This is a genomic window from Flavobacterium sp., assembly GCF_049318325.1.
Lineage (GTDB): Bacteria > Bacteroidota > Bacteroidia > Flavobacteriales > Flavobacteriaceae > Flavobacterium.
In genome coordinates, this window is record NZ_JBMOGQ010000046.1 from 1 (window position 1) to 15,886 (window position 15,886).

At 32.7% G+C, this 15,886-nt stretch carries 15 protein-coding genes; 5 read left to right on the forward strand and 10 right to left on the reverse strand.

Annotation, left to right across the window (positions count from 1 at the left end):
- The 4 genes from ACOYLP_RS05935 to ACOYLP_RS05950 all read right to left on the reverse strand — a co-directional run.
- On the reverse strand, positions 1 to 1,375 hold a 1,375-nt coding region (locus ACOYLP_RS05935), incomplete at its 3' end, for a DEAD/DEAH box helicase family protein (RefSeq protein ID WP_422855260.1).
- A gap of 36 nt (positions 1,376 to 1,411) precedes the next feature.
- On the reverse strand, positions 1,412 to 2,074 hold the full coding sequence (locus tag ACOYLP_RS05940) for a thiamine diphosphokinase (protein ID WP_422855261.1): 663 nt from the start codon (positions 2,072 to 2,074) through the stop codon (positions 1,412 to 1,414).
- Positions 2,075 to 2,139: 65 nt separating this feature from the next.
- Entirely contained in the window at positions 2,140 to 2,961 is an 822-nt protein-coding gene (locus tag ACOYLP_RS05945) for a DUF4249 domain-containing protein (RefSeq protein WP_422855262.1), read from the reverse strand.
- 2 nt (positions 2,962 to 2,963) lie between these two features.
- Entirely contained in the window at positions 2,964 to 5,333 is a 2,370-nt protein-coding gene (locus ACOYLP_RS05950; protein ID WP_422855263.1) for a TonB-dependent receptor, read from the reverse strand.
- Between the two features lie 141 nt (positions 5,334 to 5,474).
- Here ACOYLP_RS05950 and ACOYLP_RS05955 point away from each other — a divergent pair, with 141 nt between their 5' ends.
- Complete coding sequence (locus ACOYLP_RS05955; protein WP_422855264.1) at positions 5,475 to 6,146, forward strand: hypothetical protein; 672 nt, start codon at positions 5,475 to 5,477, stop codon at positions 6,144 to 6,146.
- 57 nt (positions 6,147 to 6,203) lie between these two features.
- Here ACOYLP_RS05955 and ACOYLP_RS05960 read toward each other — a convergent pair whose 3' ends face one another.
- The 4 genes from ACOYLP_RS05960 to ACOYLP_RS05975 all read right to left on the reverse strand — a co-directional run bounded on the left by ACOYLP_RS05960 (position 6,204) and on the right by ACOYLP_RS05975 (position 9,778).
- Entirely contained in the window at positions 6,204 to 7,427 is a 1,224-nt protein-coding gene (locus tag ACOYLP_RS05960) for an NADP-dependent isocitrate dehydrogenase (protein ID WP_422855265.1), read from the reverse strand.
- A gap of 223 nt (positions 7,428 to 7,650) precedes the next feature.
- Entirely contained in the window at positions 7,651 to 8,001 is a 351-nt protein-coding gene (gene rplS / locus ACOYLP_RS05965; RefSeq protein WP_396139425.1) for a 50S ribosomal protein L19, read from the reverse strand.
- A gap of 184 nt (positions 8,002 to 8,185) precedes the next feature.
- Positions 8,186 to 8,863, reverse strand: coding sequence for a tRNA (guanosine(37)-N1)-methyltransferase TrmD (gene trmD / locus ACOYLP_RS05970; RefSeq protein ID WP_422855266.1), 678 nt, complete (start codon positions 8,861 to 8,863; stop codon positions 8,186 to 8,188).
- Between the two features lie 114 nt (positions 8,864 to 8,977).
- Positions 8,978 to 9,778, reverse strand: a complete 801-nt coding sequence (locus tag ACOYLP_RS05975; RefSeq protein ID WP_422855267.1) for a class I SAM-dependent methyltransferase — start codon at positions 9,776 to 9,778, stop codon at positions 8,978 to 8,980.
- 95 nt (positions 9,779 to 9,873) lie between these two features.
- On the opposite strand from ACOYLP_RS05975, the gene ACOYLP_RS05980 reads away from it, so the two are divergent.
- Together ACOYLP_RS05980 and ACOYLP_RS05985 are read left to right on the forward strand one after the other, a co-directional pair.
- Positions 9,874 to 10,806, forward strand: a complete 933-nt coding sequence (locus tag ACOYLP_RS05980; RefSeq protein WP_422855268.1) for a peptidylprolyl isomerase — start codon at positions 9,874 to 9,876, stop codon at positions 10,804 to 10,806.
- A gap of 158 nt (positions 10,807 to 10,964) precedes the next feature.
- Entirely contained in the window at positions 10,965 to 11,297 is a 333-nt protein-coding gene (locus ACOYLP_RS05985; protein WP_422855269.1) for a c-type cytochrome, read from the forward strand.
- 81 nt (positions 11,298 to 11,378) lie between these two features.
- On the opposite strand, the gene ACOYLP_RS05990 is transcribed toward ACOYLP_RS05985, so the two are convergent.
- Together ACOYLP_RS05990 and ACOYLP_RS05995 are read right to left on the reverse strand one after the other, a co-directional pair.
- Positions 11,379 to 11,762, reverse strand: coding sequence for a PUR family DNA/RNA-binding protein (locus ACOYLP_RS05990; RefSeq protein WP_421746436.1), 384 nt, complete (start codon positions 11,760 to 11,762; stop codon positions 11,379 to 11,381).
- A 70-nt stretch (positions 11,763 to 11,832) separates the two neighbouring features.
- Entirely contained in the window at positions 11,833 to 13,620 is a 1,788-nt protein-coding gene (locus ACOYLP_RS05995) for an ABC transporter ATP-binding protein (protein WP_422855270.1), read from the reverse strand.
- Positions 13,621 to 13,813: 193 nt separating this feature from the next.
- Between ACOYLP_RS05995 and ACOYLP_RS06000 the strand changes: the two genes are divergently transcribed.
- Together ACOYLP_RS06000 and ACOYLP_RS06005 are read left to right on the forward strand one after the other, a co-directional pair.
- On the forward strand, positions 13,814 to 14,920 hold the full coding sequence (locus ACOYLP_RS06000; protein WP_422855271.1) for a Glu/Leu/Phe/Val family dehydrogenase: 1,107 nt from the start codon (positions 13,814 to 13,816) through the stop codon (positions 14,918 to 14,920).
- Positions 14,921 to 15,056: 136 nt separating this feature from the next.
- A partial coding sequence (locus ACOYLP_RS06005; protein WP_422855272.1) for a transcription antitermination protein NusB occupies positions 15,057 to 15,886 on the forward strand: 830 nt, incomplete at its 3' end.

A 15,886-nucleotide genomic window follows, 5' to 3' on the forward strand; every position in this document is an offset into this window, starting at 1 on the left:
CTTCAGCCATTCTTTTGGTTAAGGTGGTTACTAAAACACGTTCGTCAATTTCGGCTCGAGCCTGAATTTCTTCAATTAAATCATCAATTTGATTTAAACTTGGACGCACTTCTATAATTGGGTCTAATAATCCTGTTGGACGAATAACTTGCTCCACATAAATGCCTTCTGTTTTTTGCAATTCATAATCGGCGGGCGTTGCCGAAACATATATGACCTGATTTTGCATCGACTCAAATTCCTCAAACTTCAACGGGCGATTGTCCATTGCAGCAGGTAATCTAAATCCATATTCGACTAAGTTTTCTTTTCTACTTCTATCGCCGCCATACATGGCATGCACTTGTGAAATGGTTACGTGACTTTCATCCACAACCATCAAATAATCATCCGGAAAATAATCTAACAAGCAGAAAGGTCTTGTTCCAGGCAAACGTCTGTCAAGATAACGGGAATAGTTTTCAATTCCAGAACAATAACCCAATTCTCGAATCATTTCTAAATCAAAATTGGTGCGTTCTTCTAATCGTTTTGCTTCTAAATGCTTTCCAATTTCTTTGAAGTAATCGACTTGTTTTACTAAATCCTGTTGGATGTCCCAAATCGCTGCTTGCAATACATCTGGCGATGTCACAAACATATTCGCCGGATAAATATTAAGTTTTTCATACCGTTCCAAAACTTTTGAACTTTTGGCATCAAAAGCTTCAATTTCTTCAATTTCATCTCCAAAAAAATGTACGCGATACGGTTCGTCTGCATAACTCGGGAAAATATCTAATGTATCTCCTTTAATACGGAAAGTTCCAGGTAAAAACTCGGCTTCGGTTCTCGAATATAAACTTTGTACTAAGCGATGTAATAATTTGGTACGCGAGATGATTTCACCTTTGGCTATCGAAACTACATTCTTTTGAAACTCAACGGGATTTCCAATTCCGTATAAACAGGAAACAGAGGAAACCACAATTATATCTCTACGACCAGAAAGTAGGGCAGAAGTGGTACTCAATCGTAGCTTTTCTAATTCTTCATTGATGGATAAATCTTTTTCGATATACGTTCCCGTTACCGGAATAAAGGCTTCAGGCTGGTAATAGTCGTAATATGAAACAAAATATTGTACCGAATTTTTTGGAAAAAACTGTTTGAACTCAGAATATAACTGAGCAGCCAATGTTTTGTTATGTGCCAAAACCAAAGTTGGTTTTTCAACGTTTTGTATGACATTAGAAACGGTAAACGTTTTTCCCGAACCGGTTACTCCCAATAAAGTTTGGAATTTATCACCATTTAGAATGCCACTAGAAAGTTTCTCAATAGCTTGCGGTTGGTCACCAGTAGGGTTATAATCGGATACGACTTGGAATTTCATTAAAAAAAAGAATTTAAGGAATGCTAATTTACAAACTTAATCCCAACATTCCATTAATAATAAATCTCCATTGGAATGCGAAATAGAAACAATGCCATCTTCAATAACGTGGTTACTACTTCCGGTTCGATAACCAATTGTTAAATCTTCATTTTCTAATGAATAGAAAAGGTTTTGAGTCGTAATACCAGTTACTTTTCCAATCGGAATTAAAGAAAGAATTGTATTGGCAGTATACCATTTTTCAAAAGTTTCAGGTAATAAATACACTTTAGAATGATCATCTAAAATAACTATTTTTAAAAGATTTCTATAGGCCACAATATTTGTTAAGTTGGTGATGGTATGATCAGCTCGTTTTCCGGTTGCCCAAATAACATTTACTGCTTTATGACCTTTTTCCATAAGATAATCGAATGCTTTTTCTAAATCGGTTTTATCCTGATTTGGTGCGTATACAATTTCTAATGGATATTGTTTTTCTTTATAATAATTAACATCGAAACCTCTGTCAAAATCACCTAATAAGACATCTACTTTTATTCCTAACTCCAAAACACGTTCAATAGCGGAGTCTAAAACAATTATTTGCGGTGACCATTCGAGTAGTTGACCTAATAATTCTTGACTACAAGCTTCACCATTAGCAATAATCAATGCTGGCTCTTGGTCGTTGCGAACAATATGGTGTGATGACATTTTTTACTAAAAGGTTTGATTGTAAAAGTAAATACAACTACTTTTCTATAACTACTTTTTTCGAATTATTCTACAAGAATATATTCTTTAACCTCGGTTTTGCTGAGGCGAAAATAACCAAGAGCAAAATTATCAAAATTGGTTTGATTTACTATATTTCCTCTAACAGTTGCTGTTGGAGTCGAAAATGGCCCAGCACTTGATGTTCCCGTTTGTGCTAAAAGAATGTTCATGTAGTTGTAATAATTTCGAGAGACACCGTTTAATGTAAATTTTAAAGTATCACCCGTTTTTAAATCTTCACTGAAATACAAACCAAACATTTCATTGTTTTCAAAAAAGCGATCTTCTAAAACGCCATATTCTGGTATAACTTTGTATGGGTCATCAATTCTCAAAAAGTATTGATTAGTTTCGTTTTGTAAATCATTAAAAAAGAATTTAACTTCTTTTTCATTTCCAAGAATACCTCCATCATTTACCTGCTCAATTCTTGTAACGGCCGGCGTATCTAAAAGTTTTTCGGTAGAAGTATAGGTTTCGCCTAGATAGATAACAGTTAATGTATAATTTTCGCCAACTACAGGAATAAAATTATAGCATTTATAGGTTCCTGCTGTTCCATCTTCGGTAAATGTAAATACTTGACTGGTGCTATTAGTAATAAAAACTGTAGCTCCAGAAACAGTTGGAATAGTATTAGAAAAATAACCTGTTGTGGTTGATAATTTTATTTTTTGTTCATTGCCACTGGTGTTTGCATACCAATTAATTGAGGCTTCAACTACCAATCGGGTTTTGCCTGTTGCTAATTCTACATCTATAACTTTTTCACAAGAAATGAAGGAAAAAAATAGAACTATTAATAAAATATTGGATGTTTTCATGATTAAAATTTGATGTTATACGTTGCACTTGGTACTATACCGAAAATAGATAATCTAATCGCTTCATTTGAAGCAGTTTCATCATTTTGACGGAAAGTTATGGATGCAGCATTCATTCTATTGTATATATTATAAATTCCGAAAACCCATTCTGCTTGCCATTTTCTTTTTTTGTTTTTATGAGGCGTAAGTGTTGCAGAAACATCTAAACGATGATAACTTGGCAAATTGTTTTCATTCCTTGAACTAAAATTTGGAACAGTGATTCCTTCATATTCATATTGTCCGTCAGGAAACGTTACAGGTTGTCCAGTTTGAAAGATAAGATTAGCACTAAATCGCCATTTTTCTGTCCATTTATAATTGGCTACGATAGCAAGATTATGCAATTTATCGAAACCAGTTTTGTACCAATCGCCATTGTTGATTCCGGTTTCAATAGCTGTTCTGCCATCAACTTTTTGTTCTGTTCTTGAAAGTGTATAGGATAACCAGCCTTTGAAACGTCCCGTATTTTTTCGGAACAAAACTTCTAGTCCATAAGCTCTTGCTTGACCATTAAGGATGACTCGCTCAATAGCTTCATTGGCGATTAAATTAGCTCCATCAATATAGTCAACACGGTTTTTTATTTTCTTAAAAAATGTTTCTACTTCTAGCGAATACGAATCCTCTTTAAAGTTTTGAAGATAACCTATTGCTAATTGATCTAACAATTGTGGTTTTAAAAAGTTGTCGCTTGGAGCCCATACATCTAGAGGCGTTGGCGATTGTGTATTAGAAATTAGATGTAAATATTGTGACATCCGGTTATAACTTGCTTTGATAGATTGATTTTCATTAAAAGTATATGAAATGGCAAGTCTTGGTTCTAAATTTTCAAACTTAGCTATGGTTTCATTTTTGCCATAATTTACAGTTCCAATAGGTTCTGCACTTTCATATATTTGAAAATTAGGGTTAAAAATTACAGGCTGATTGTTAGCATAAGTATTTAGTGTTTGCTTTCCTAATCTAAGAAATGAACTCACTCTTACTCCATATGAGACTGCAATTTTATTAGAAATTTGATGTTCAGCATCAATGTAAATGGCGTTTTCCAGCGCATATTTTTTGTCTAATTGGTCAGCATTAATATCAGAATCAGCTCCTGTAGGTTCAATTTTTCCTGGATTAAAATCATAATAATTGGATTGTAATCCATAAGTCAGTTTTAATTTATCACTTAAATAATGTTTGAAATCATACTTGATGTTATGGTTCTTGATACCGCTATCCCAATTGAATCCAATAATTCCCAAGTTTAGCCCATAATAATAATCAGAATAAATCAAGGATAAATTTGAGAAAACTTTATCTGAAAATAAATGATTCCACCTAAAGTTAACAATGGCATTTCCATAAGTATTTACAAAGCTATCATTCAGTTGGAAAACATCTCGTCCAAAATAACCCGAAAGATAGATGTTGTTTTTTTCATTTAAAGAGTAACTCAATTTGGTGTTCAAATCATAAAAGTAAGCCAAGTTGGGATTTTCAACTAGTTTTAAAAAAAGATGCGCATAAGTAGCTCTGCCTGCAACTACAAAGGAACCTTTGCCTTTTACAATTGGGCCTTCCGCTAAAATTCTACTCGAGATTAATCCGATTCCTCCATTCATGTGGAAATCATTTTTGTTGCCTTCTTTTTGATAAATATCTAATACAGAGGACAATCTTCCTCCGTATCGAGCTGGAATTCCACCCTTGTAAAGTTTTAAATCCTTTATAGCATCTGGATTGAAAACTGAAAATAATCCAAAAAGATGTGAAGAATTATAAATTGTTGCCTCATCTAATAAAACTAAATTTTGATCGGCACTACCACCACGAACATTAAAACCTGATTGTCCTTCTCCAGCATTAGTAACTCCGGGTAAGGTTAAAATAGATTTAATAATATCAACTTCCCCAAATAATACCGGCATTTCTTTAATTTCTTGAATGGTGAGTTTATTAACACTCATTTCTGGTTTTCTAATGTCAACTCTTTTCTTATTGTCAACTATAACTACTTCTTTAAGTAACTGACTTGATTCTGAAATTAAAATGTTTTTTTTGATGTTGGTATTTAGACTAACTTTATCTTCCACAGCTTGATAGCCAACATAACTGATAGAAATTGTGTATTCTCCTTTAGGAAGGGTAATAGAATAAAATCCATATTCATTCGTAGTGATTCCTGTCTTAGTTTCAAGAATAAAAATGTTTACACCAATAAGTGTTTCTTTTGTTTTGAAATCTGCAATTGTTCCACTTAAGGTGAATTTTTCTTGTGAAAATGAGAAGATTGAAGTTAATAATACTATGAGAAGTATAATTTTTTTTATCATGAATTTAATAGTAATATTTAGAATGCCATTTTTTGATGTTTAAAGATAGCAAATGTAACTTCCTAATTTGTTAATCAATGGTTAATTTGGGTTAAATTTTGAGTAAAATTTGAATACTTTTACAAAGTAAATGAATGGTATATGAAACCAGCTTATGCTTTTCTATTTTTGATCTTATTTTCTTTCAAAGGTTTCACTCAATTTGAGTTGCCAAAGAAAACAATTACTATTGCTCCGGTTTCTAATCCCAAGGGAGCTGATTCTCCAATAAGTTCAAAATCCATATCCTATCCAAGCATTTTTGACAAAAAAGACAAATTAGGAGAAAGTGTTTCATTACTTAAGAAAAAACCGGAAGAAGAAAAAAGCATCTTTGAAAAAGAAGAATTTGCTAGTCCGGCTAAAGTCTATACTGATAAAATGAACAAGCAAGTTACCGATGGAAAGATATATGATTATTACAAAAAAGATTACTTATTAGCAACTTATAAATGTTCTACAACCATTGCAAAATTTACACTTAAAGATTTTGGAGAGCCGGATGGTGATGTTGTTCGAATTTGGCTAAATGATGAAATTGTAATTAATGCCTTTACTTTAGAAAATGGTTATAGAGAAATTCAATTAAATCTTAGAAATGGACAGAACTTATTAGTTATTGAGGCATTAAATGAAGGTATAGTTTCACCAAATACAGCACAGTTTAGTATTTTTAATGATAAAGGAGAAATGATAGGGAACAATCTTTCTGGATTGTTGACCAATGTTAAAGCTACCATTATCATTAATAAAGTTGATGTTTTAGGGCAATAAAAAAGCGATTTTGTTGTAGAAACAAAACCGCTTTTTGCTATTTTCAGATTAAAATTTCTATCCCAATTTTACATCTAAGTTTTCTTTAATTACAGCCAAGAAACCTTCGGTTGTTAAATAATCATCAGCGGTTAAACCTTCCGGCTTTACTAACATGGCTAAATCTTTTGTCATTTTTCCGCTTTCAACCGTTTCCACACAAACTTGTTCCAATTTTAAACAGAAATCTATTAATGCCTGATTATTGTCTAATTTTCCTCTGTGCTCTAAACCACGTGTCCAGGCAAATATTGACGCAATCGGATTTGTAGAAGTGGCTCTTCCTTTTTGATGTTCTCTGTAATGACGGGTTACGGTTCCATGAGCTGCTTCCGCTTCAACCGTTTTTCCATCTGGAGTTACCAAAACAGAAGTCATTAATCCTAACGAACCAAATCCTTGCGCCACAGTATCCGATTGAACATCGCCGTCATAGTTTTTACATGCCCAAACAAATCCACCATTCCATTTCATGCAAGAAGCGACCATGTCATCAATAAGGCGGTGTTCATAAGTCATTCCGTTAGCTTCAAAATCAGTTTTGTAATATTGCTGGTATACTTCTTCAAAAATATCTTTAAATCGACCGTCGTAAGCTTTTAAGATTGTATTTTTTGTTGAAAGGTATAAAGGCCATTTTTTTGTCAAAGCCATTTGGAAAGAAGAATGAGCAAATCCGTAGATGCTTTCATCAGTATTATACATGGACATAGCAACACCATCTCCTTTGAAATCGTATACATTCCAAGTTGTAGTTTCACCTGCTTCGTTAGTGAAAGACATAGTCAACGTTCCTTTTCCTTTAATTACTTTATCAGTAGCTTTATATTGATCTCCAAAGGCATGACGACCAATAACAATTGGTTTTGTCCAGCCTTGAACATAGCGAGGGACGTTTCTCATAATAATTGGTTCACGAAAAACGGTTCCGCCAACGATATTACGAATCGTTCCGTTTGGAGATTTCCACATTTCAGAAAGATTAAATTCCTTTACTCTTTCTTCATCAGGTGTAATGGTGGCACATTTAATACCTACGTTATATTTTTTGATAGCTTCAGCAGAATCAATAGTAACTTGATCTTTAGTGGCATTCCTATGTTCAATACCCAAATCAAAGTATTTGATATCTAAATCGAGATAAGGAAGTATGAGTTGTTCTTTAATAAAACTCCAAATAATTCGAGTCATCTCATCACCATCCAATTCTACTACCGGATTGGTCACTTTAATTTTTTCCATATTCTTTTGGTTGATTTTTAATTTTTGCGGATACAAATATAATTAATATCAGACTAAGTCTATTGATAACCAAGTCTAAATCGATTGAATTATCATATTGTTATTTAAATATTAAAAAAGTGATAATTTGATAAAATATATTGTTTGCTATTAACAAAATAAAAAAAAGTCCCGTCTTTTTGTGAATAGAGACGAGACTTTTTTTATGAACAGAAAGTTAAAATTATCTTCTTCTTTCTTTGATTTTTGCTTTTTTACCAGTAAGTTCTCTAAAGTAGTAGATACGAGCTCTTCTAACTTTACCTCTTTGGTTTACTTCTACTTTTTGTAAAGCTGGCATGTTAACCGGGAAGATACGCTCTACACCAACTGAACCAGACATTTTACGGATTGTAAAAGTTTCAGTCATTCCAGCACCTTTTCTTTGGATTACTACTCCTTTGAAAAACTGTGTTCTTGTTTTTTCTCCCTCTTTAATTTCGTAGTAAACTGTGATAGTATCACCAGCACCAAACGCAGGGAAATCTTTTTTTGTTGATAATTCGTTGTTAACGAAATCTACTAAATTTGCCATTTTTTTAATTATTATGGTTTTAAATCGGAGCAACATTCACGGTTTTCGCCAGAGGTTGGTCAAATGTGGGGGCAAATATAGCAAAGAATTGATAATTGACAATAGATAATGAATAATTTTTTAGTTCTCAGTTTCAGTCTCAGTTTGCAGTCAATTTTACTGTGACTGCGACTGTAAACTGTGACTAATCTTCTAGTAAATCCGGACGCCTATTCTTAGTATGTTCAAACGCCATGTCTTCCCTCCATTTGTCAATTTTAGTAAAATGTCCGCTAGTTAAGACTTCGGGAACTTTCCAGCCTTTATAATCTGCAGGGCGAGTATATATTGGTCCCGATAATAAATTATCCTGAAAACTATCCGTCAATGCTGAAGTTTCATCGGATAAAACACCCGGAATTAAACGGATAATAGCATCGCAAAATACAATAGCGCCGATTTCACCTCCCGAAAGTACATAATCCCCAATTGAAATTTCTTTGGTAATAAAATGATCACGAACGCGTTGGTCTACTCCTTTATAATGTCCGCAAAGAATAATAATGTTCTCATACATCGAAGCGGTGTTGGCCATTTTTTGGTTCAAGGTTTCCCCATCGGGTGACATATAAATGATTTCGTCGTACTGTCGTTGACTTTTTAAATGGGTAATACAATCATCAATAGGTTGCACCATCATTACCATTCCAGCGCCACCACCAAAGGGGTAATCATCAACCGACTTTTGTTTGTTGGTTGTATAATCTCTTAAATTATGAAAATGCACTTCAACCAAACCTTTTTCGATAGCACGTTTCATTATCGATGCTTCAAAAGGGCTTTTCATTAATTCAGGTAAAATGGTGATAATGTCTATTCTCATGGTGCAAATATATAAAATAGTATGTCACACTGAGCTTGTGGAAGTGAGTAGCTATTACGTTGCCAATCGCTTTTTGAAGTTCATGCCCCGCTTTAATAAAGTGTTATTCAGGATTTATTTTTTGGTTGCTTTTATCGAGTACACTAAAGGTATTTTATTTCCAAATGTTTTAATCCTAAACTTATTTGGTTCAAATTCTTCCATTTCATTCAAACAGTTATAAGGAGAATAATCATATTCATTCAAACAGTTTATCTCCAATCCATTTTCAATCAAAGCATTTACTATTTCAGATATAGGATGATTCCAACCGATAGTTTGATTACTTATACTAGCTTCTTTATTGGCATAGGTTCCCAATTCTTCTTCGATAATTGGCTCAATATTAAAGTAGCTATAAAAAACCTCTTTAAAATCGTTGTCATACATCCAAACTACAGGATGAAAATCAGCCATAATGAAAGTGCCTTTTGGCTTTAAAAAATGACTAATAACCTGGGCCCATTTATCTAAATCGGGTAGCCAACCAATGGTTCCATAACTCGTAAATACAATATCGAACTGCTCGTCTAAATGCGTTGTTGTATCATATACATCACAACAAATAAATGCAGCATCCAAACCTAATTTTGTATTAAACGCTTTGGCTTTTTCTATTGCTTTATCAGAAAAATCTACACCTACCACTTTTGCACCCATTCTCGACAGCGAAAGCGAGTCTTGACCAAAATGACATTGTAAATGCAGTATTTTTTTATTAGATAGATTGCCTAAAAGGGCTAATTCAATTTGATTCAAAGTCGATTTACCTGCCAAAAATGATTTCACATCATAAAAATCTGAATCAATGTGAATGTCAGTTTTACTGTTCCAAGTTTGCTTGTTTATTTTGATATAATCTGGCAAATTTTCCATTTTCAAAAATTAATGTAGTTCTCAAATGTACTATTTTGTAGGTAGTTCTTAATAGATTTTATTTGTAAGTTTGCGCCACAAATAAAAAACAAAAGATGGAAAACGGAATATTTGCAAAGTTCAATACGAACAAAGGTTCAATTTTAGTAAAACTAACACACGACTTAACCCCAGGAACAGTTGGAAATTTTGTGGGATTGGCTGAAGGGCAATTAGAAAATTCAGCAAAACCTATGGGAAAACCTTATTATGATGGATTAAAATTCCACCGAGTTATCCCTGATTTTATGATTCAAGGTGGATGTCCTCAAGGCATTGGAACTGGTGGACCGGGTTATAATTTTGATGATGAGTTTCATCAAGATTTGCGTCATGATACTCCGGGAGTATTATCAATGGCAAACTCAGGTCCGGGAAGCAATGGTTCGCAATTCTTTATTACACATGTTGCAACACCATGGCTAGATGATAAGCATACTGTTTTTGGAAGCGTTATAGAAGGTCAAGATATAGTTGATTCAATTTCTCAAGGTGATTTGATTGAAAGTATAGAAATCGTCAGAGTAGGTGATGAAGCAAAAAAATGGAATGCTATTGAAGCTTTCAGAACTTTTGAAGGTTCAAGAGCTAAAAGAATTGAAGAAGCAAAAAAACTAGCTGAAGAAGCTATGGAAAAATTGGCTTCAGGTTTTGAAAAAACAGAAAGTGGTTTGCGTTATAAATTCATTCAAAAAGGAAACGGAAAGCAAGCGGAAGCTGGTAAAACTGTTTCTGTTCATTATACTGGTCAATTAGAAAATGGAAAAACTTTTGATTCTTCTTATCCAAGAAAAAAACCAATTGAGTTTCCTTTAGGAAAAGGACATGTGATAGAAGGCTGGGACGAAGGTATTGCATTATTGAAAGTTGGTGATAAAGCACGTTTTGTTATTCCATCTTATTTAGGCTATGGTTCAAGCGGCGCAGGCGGTGTAATTCCGCCAAATGCTACTTTGATTTTTGATGTTGAGTTGATGGACGTGAAGTAAGTAGAGAACCAATTTTGAGAATCAAAATTGTGTGAATCACTTATTCTGAACTTGTTTCAGCATCTAAAACCGATTAATATTTTGATTAATCTTAAATTCCCAATCGGTTAAGGTTGGGAATTTTATTTATTTTTTACTTTAATTAAAAAACAAAATTCATGAAATATAAAATAATATCTCTTATTGGATTGGTCCTCATTATCTATTCTTGCGCATCTAAATCCAGTATTCCAACTACCGAAGTAAAAAAAGAAGAACTTAAAGCTACAGTTTCCATTCCATTAGCTACAGTTGAAAAAACTGTCATGACCGCTGAACTAGCTGAAGGAATGTCCCTTTATGAATATAATTGTGCCAAATGTCATAATCTTTATTCTCCAAAAGATTTTAATGCAGAAGAATGGAAGCCAATAGTAGCAAGAATGCAAAAGGAAGCGCAATTAACAGATTCAGAAGGGCAAAAAATTTATAATTACCTTACTATGAAATAATAAAATAAACACTTTGAGAATCTAATAAAAAAAGGCCAAAACTATTTTAGAGTTTTGGCCTTTTAACTTTCGACTTATTTATTAAATATCGTCAAAATCAATATCAGTGAAACTTTTTTCCGAAGTTGGTTTTTGCTCTGAAGTTTCAGTTTCTTGGTTATACTCTCTTTTGAAATCTTTTTGATGTCTTTCAGAGATTACTTCTTCTCCTTTATGGTTTAAAACATAAGCGGTCATTTCTTCTAAAATTTCCGAGAAAGCGGCGAAGTCTTCTTTGTATAAATAAATTTTGTGTTTTTTGAAGTGAAAAGAACCATCTTCTTCAGTGAACTTTTTACTTTCGGTAATGGTAATGTAGTAATCATCTGCTTTTGTAGCTCTAACATCGAAGAAATAAGTTCTTCTTCCGGCTCTTAAAACTTTAGAAAAAATCTCATCTTTTTCTAACATATCATTTTCTCTCATATTCTTTCAATCAATTAATAGTGTTTCTATACAGTTCAAAAATGGTAAAATTTTTGTTACTAAGCAACATTTAATTTAATTCTTTTTCCGAAAGTTGTTTCAAATATAATTCGGCATAATAACCTTTTTGGTTTACTAATTGATTATGAGTGCCTTCTTGAATAATTTGTCCTTCGTCTATTATAATGATTTTATCTGCATTTTTTGCTGAAGAAACTCTATGACTCACGATAATAGTAGTTTTATCTTTAGTTATTTCGAGAAGATTATTTAAAATTTGCTCTTCAGTTTCAGTATCAACAGCCGATAGACAATCATCAAATAATAATATTTCAGGTTTTTTTATAATGGCACGAGCAATAGAAATTCGTTGCTTTTGACCACCTGAAAGTGTTATTCCACGTTCACCTAAAATGGTTTCGTATTGCTTTTTGAAATCAATAATATTATTGTGAACTACGGCTTTTTTGGCAGCATCAATAACCTCTTCATCACTAGCATTTTCGTTCCCAAATTTGATGTTGTTTTTTATAGTATCAGAGAAAAGAAAAGCATCTTGTGGGACTATGGCAATACTTTTTCTCAAATCATATAAATTCACTTCGTCAATCTTTTTGCCATCTATGATAATTGTTCCTTCTTTGATATCATACATTCGGGTAATTAAAGATAAAATGCTCGATTTTCCTGAACCTGTTTTACCTAAAATTGCTAAAGTTTCGCCTTTTTTTACCGTAAATGAAATGCCTTTTAATGCTCTAATTTCAGTGTCTTCATAAGTAAAATAAACATTTCGGAATTCAATATCGCCTTGAATAGTTGTTTTTTTCGTCGCCTTTTCGTCCCGTGGGCTAGAGTCAGTAGTTTTGTTTTTGATATTGGGTTCAATTTTAAGGAATTCATTGATTCTTTTTTGCGAAGCTTCTGCTTCCTGAACTAATGAAGAAACCCAACCAATTGAAGTGACAGGCCATGTTAACATATTAACGTATAGAATAAATTCGGCTATGGTTCCAATGCTTCTTATAGTTCCGTTAATGTACATCATTCCGCCAACGTAAATTACTATTAAGTTGCTTACACCGATAAATGCAATCATTAACGGACCAAAAAGCGATTGCACTCCGGCCAAACTCAAGCTTTTGGCTTTACTTTCATTGGCTATATCGTCCAAATTTTTTTTATATTGTTCTTCCAAAGCATAGGCTTTTACTACACGAATTCCGGAAAATATTTCTTGTGTAAAACTAAAAACAGTTGATAAATATTGTTGAAAAATAGAGCTGCGCTTGTTTATTTCCTTACTCAATTTAAAAATGATAAAAGCAAGAATTGGCAGTGGTAATATGGTGTAGAATGTTAGTCTTGGCGATACATTATACATGTATATAATAACAACCGTAAAACTGATTAAGGTATTTATGGAGTACATTATAGCTGGTCCAACATATTGTCTGACTTTAGCAACGTCTTCGCTAATTCGATTCATTAAATCACCAGTTCGGTTGTGTTTATAAAAATTTTGGTCTAGAACTTCATAGTGTTTGAACACCTCGTTTTTTAAATCAAACTCCACATGACGTGACATTACAATTAATGTTTGGCGCATCAGAAATCGCAAGACACCGGCAATTAATGTGGTAACTAATATCCATATAATATTATGAATTAATTCAGCTTTAACTTCCTGACTACTTAGACCATTTTTGTGAAAATTTTCAATAGCCATAAACGATTTGCTAATTAGTTTCGGAGTGTATAAAGAAAAAATTTGAGAGGCAATTGTTATGATAATTCCGAATAAAAAATGGAATTTATATTTGACAAAATATTTGTTTAAATATTGAAGTTCTTTCATTTAAATTAGAAAAAATTAGATTTTATAAATAGTTTATTGTTAAATTTTTAAAAATAATTAAATTATTACATTCTTGATTTTAATGAATTTTATTAACAAATTGACAACTATTATTTATATTAGTGAATTTTCTTGAATAAAGTTTTAATTTTGCCCGGGCTTTAAAAAAAGTCTTAATTAATACATTTACATAATGACTTCAGAAATTACTTCACCTTCAGAGCTAAAAAAAATGGACCCCGTTTTTGGACAGTTATCATTTGATAATCATGAACAAATTGTTTTTTGTAACGACAAAGATACAGGATTAAAAGCAATTATTGGAATCCATAATACGGTAATGGGACCAGCTCTTGGTGGAACTAGAATGTGGAATTATGCGAACGAATGGGAAGCATTGAATGATGTTTTACGTTTATCGCGCGGGATGACTTATAAATCTGCCATAACAGGTCTGAATCTGGGTGGAGGGAAAGCCGTAATTATTGGAGATTCTAAAACAGATAAAACACCCGAAATGATAACTCGTTTTGGTCAGTTTGTAGATTCTCTAAGCGGAAAATACATCACTGCAGAAGATGTTGGAACTACAACTGAAGATATGGATAGAATTCACGAAGTAACTAACTTTGTTACTGGAATTTCTATAGAAAATGGAGGTTCTGGGAATCCTTCTCCGGTAACTGCTTATGGCGTTTATATGGGGATGAAAGCGGCTGCGAAATATAAGCTTGGGTCAGACAATTTAGCTGGAAAAAAAGTTTTGGTTCAAGGAACCGGTCATGTTGGTGAAACGTTAATCAGTTATTTGACAAAAGAAGGTGCTATTGTTTTTGTATCGGATATCCACCAGGACAAAATGGAAAATATGGTAACAAAATATGGAGCTCATATTTTCACAGGACCTGATTTGTATTGCGCTGATGTTGATATTTATTCGCCTTGTGCTTTAGGGGCAACTATTAACGATGATACAGTTTATAAAATTAAAGCCAAAGTAATTGCAGGAGCAGCGAATAATCAATTAGCAGTAGAAAACATTCACGGATCAATATTGAGAGAAAGAGGTATTGCTTATGCACCTGATTTCTTAATAAATGCTGGTGGAATCATAAATGTTTATGGCGAATTGGTTAAGTATAGTGAAGGTGAAGCAATGAGAAAAACAGAGAATATTTATAATACTACTCTTGAGATTTTCAGTTTTGCTGATATAAATAATTTGACTACACAACAAGCTGCAATGCAAATTGCCCAAAACACAATTGATCAAAGAAAAAAAGAAAACGCTTCTAAATAAAGCCGATTACTTACTAAATTCACTGCGCTCGTGTCAAAATATTTCATATTTTCGCAAATCGAAAGTGATATTTCGCTTTGTTAATTTTTAAAAGTTCTTATAGTTGTTAAACAGAAGACATATTCGAGTTAAAGTAATGCAATCTATTTATGCATTGCATCAAAAAAGTTCTGATGATATTGAAAAAGAAGAAAAGTTTTTGCTTCACAGTATTGATAGTATTCAGGATTTGTATATAATCATGTTGTCTTCACTCGTTGAAATCAGAAAAAAAGAAGTTGTCTTTCTTGAAGCTTCAAGTAAAAAACATTTAGCAACACCAGAAGAAAAAAATCCCAACAGAAAATTTGTCAACAATGCGGTTCTTCAATCATTGGAAGAAAATAGTTCGTTGAGTTTTGCTTTAGAAAAAAGAAAAATCAACAATTGGTCGATGAATGATGATTATATTTTGATTTTACTAAATGAAATCAAGCAAAGTTCGTTGTATGGAAATTACATGAGTAACAAGAAAAGTTCTTTTGAAGAAGATAAAGAATTTGTGTTGGCCATGTATACTGAACTAATTGCTCCAAATGAAAAGTTATACGAATACCTAGAAGATAATAAATTAACTTGGGTTGATGATATCCCGTTAGTGAATACTCAAATTCAAAAACAATTGAAGCAAATTTCTGAAGCAACGGAATTTAGTTTAACCAAATTATACAAAAACCAAGAAGATCAGGAATTTGTGAGCTTACTATTCAGAAAAACGGTTCTTAACGAAGTAGAACTAGCCAAAGAATACATAGACAAAACACCAAACTGGGATGCGGACAGAATTGCAGAAATTGATACCATCATTTTGAAAATGGCTATCTGCGAGTTTTTGAAATTTCCTTCAATTCCGGTCAAAGTGACTATCAACGAATATTTGGAATTAGCCAAAGAATATTCAACACCAAAAAGTAGTATTTTTATCAA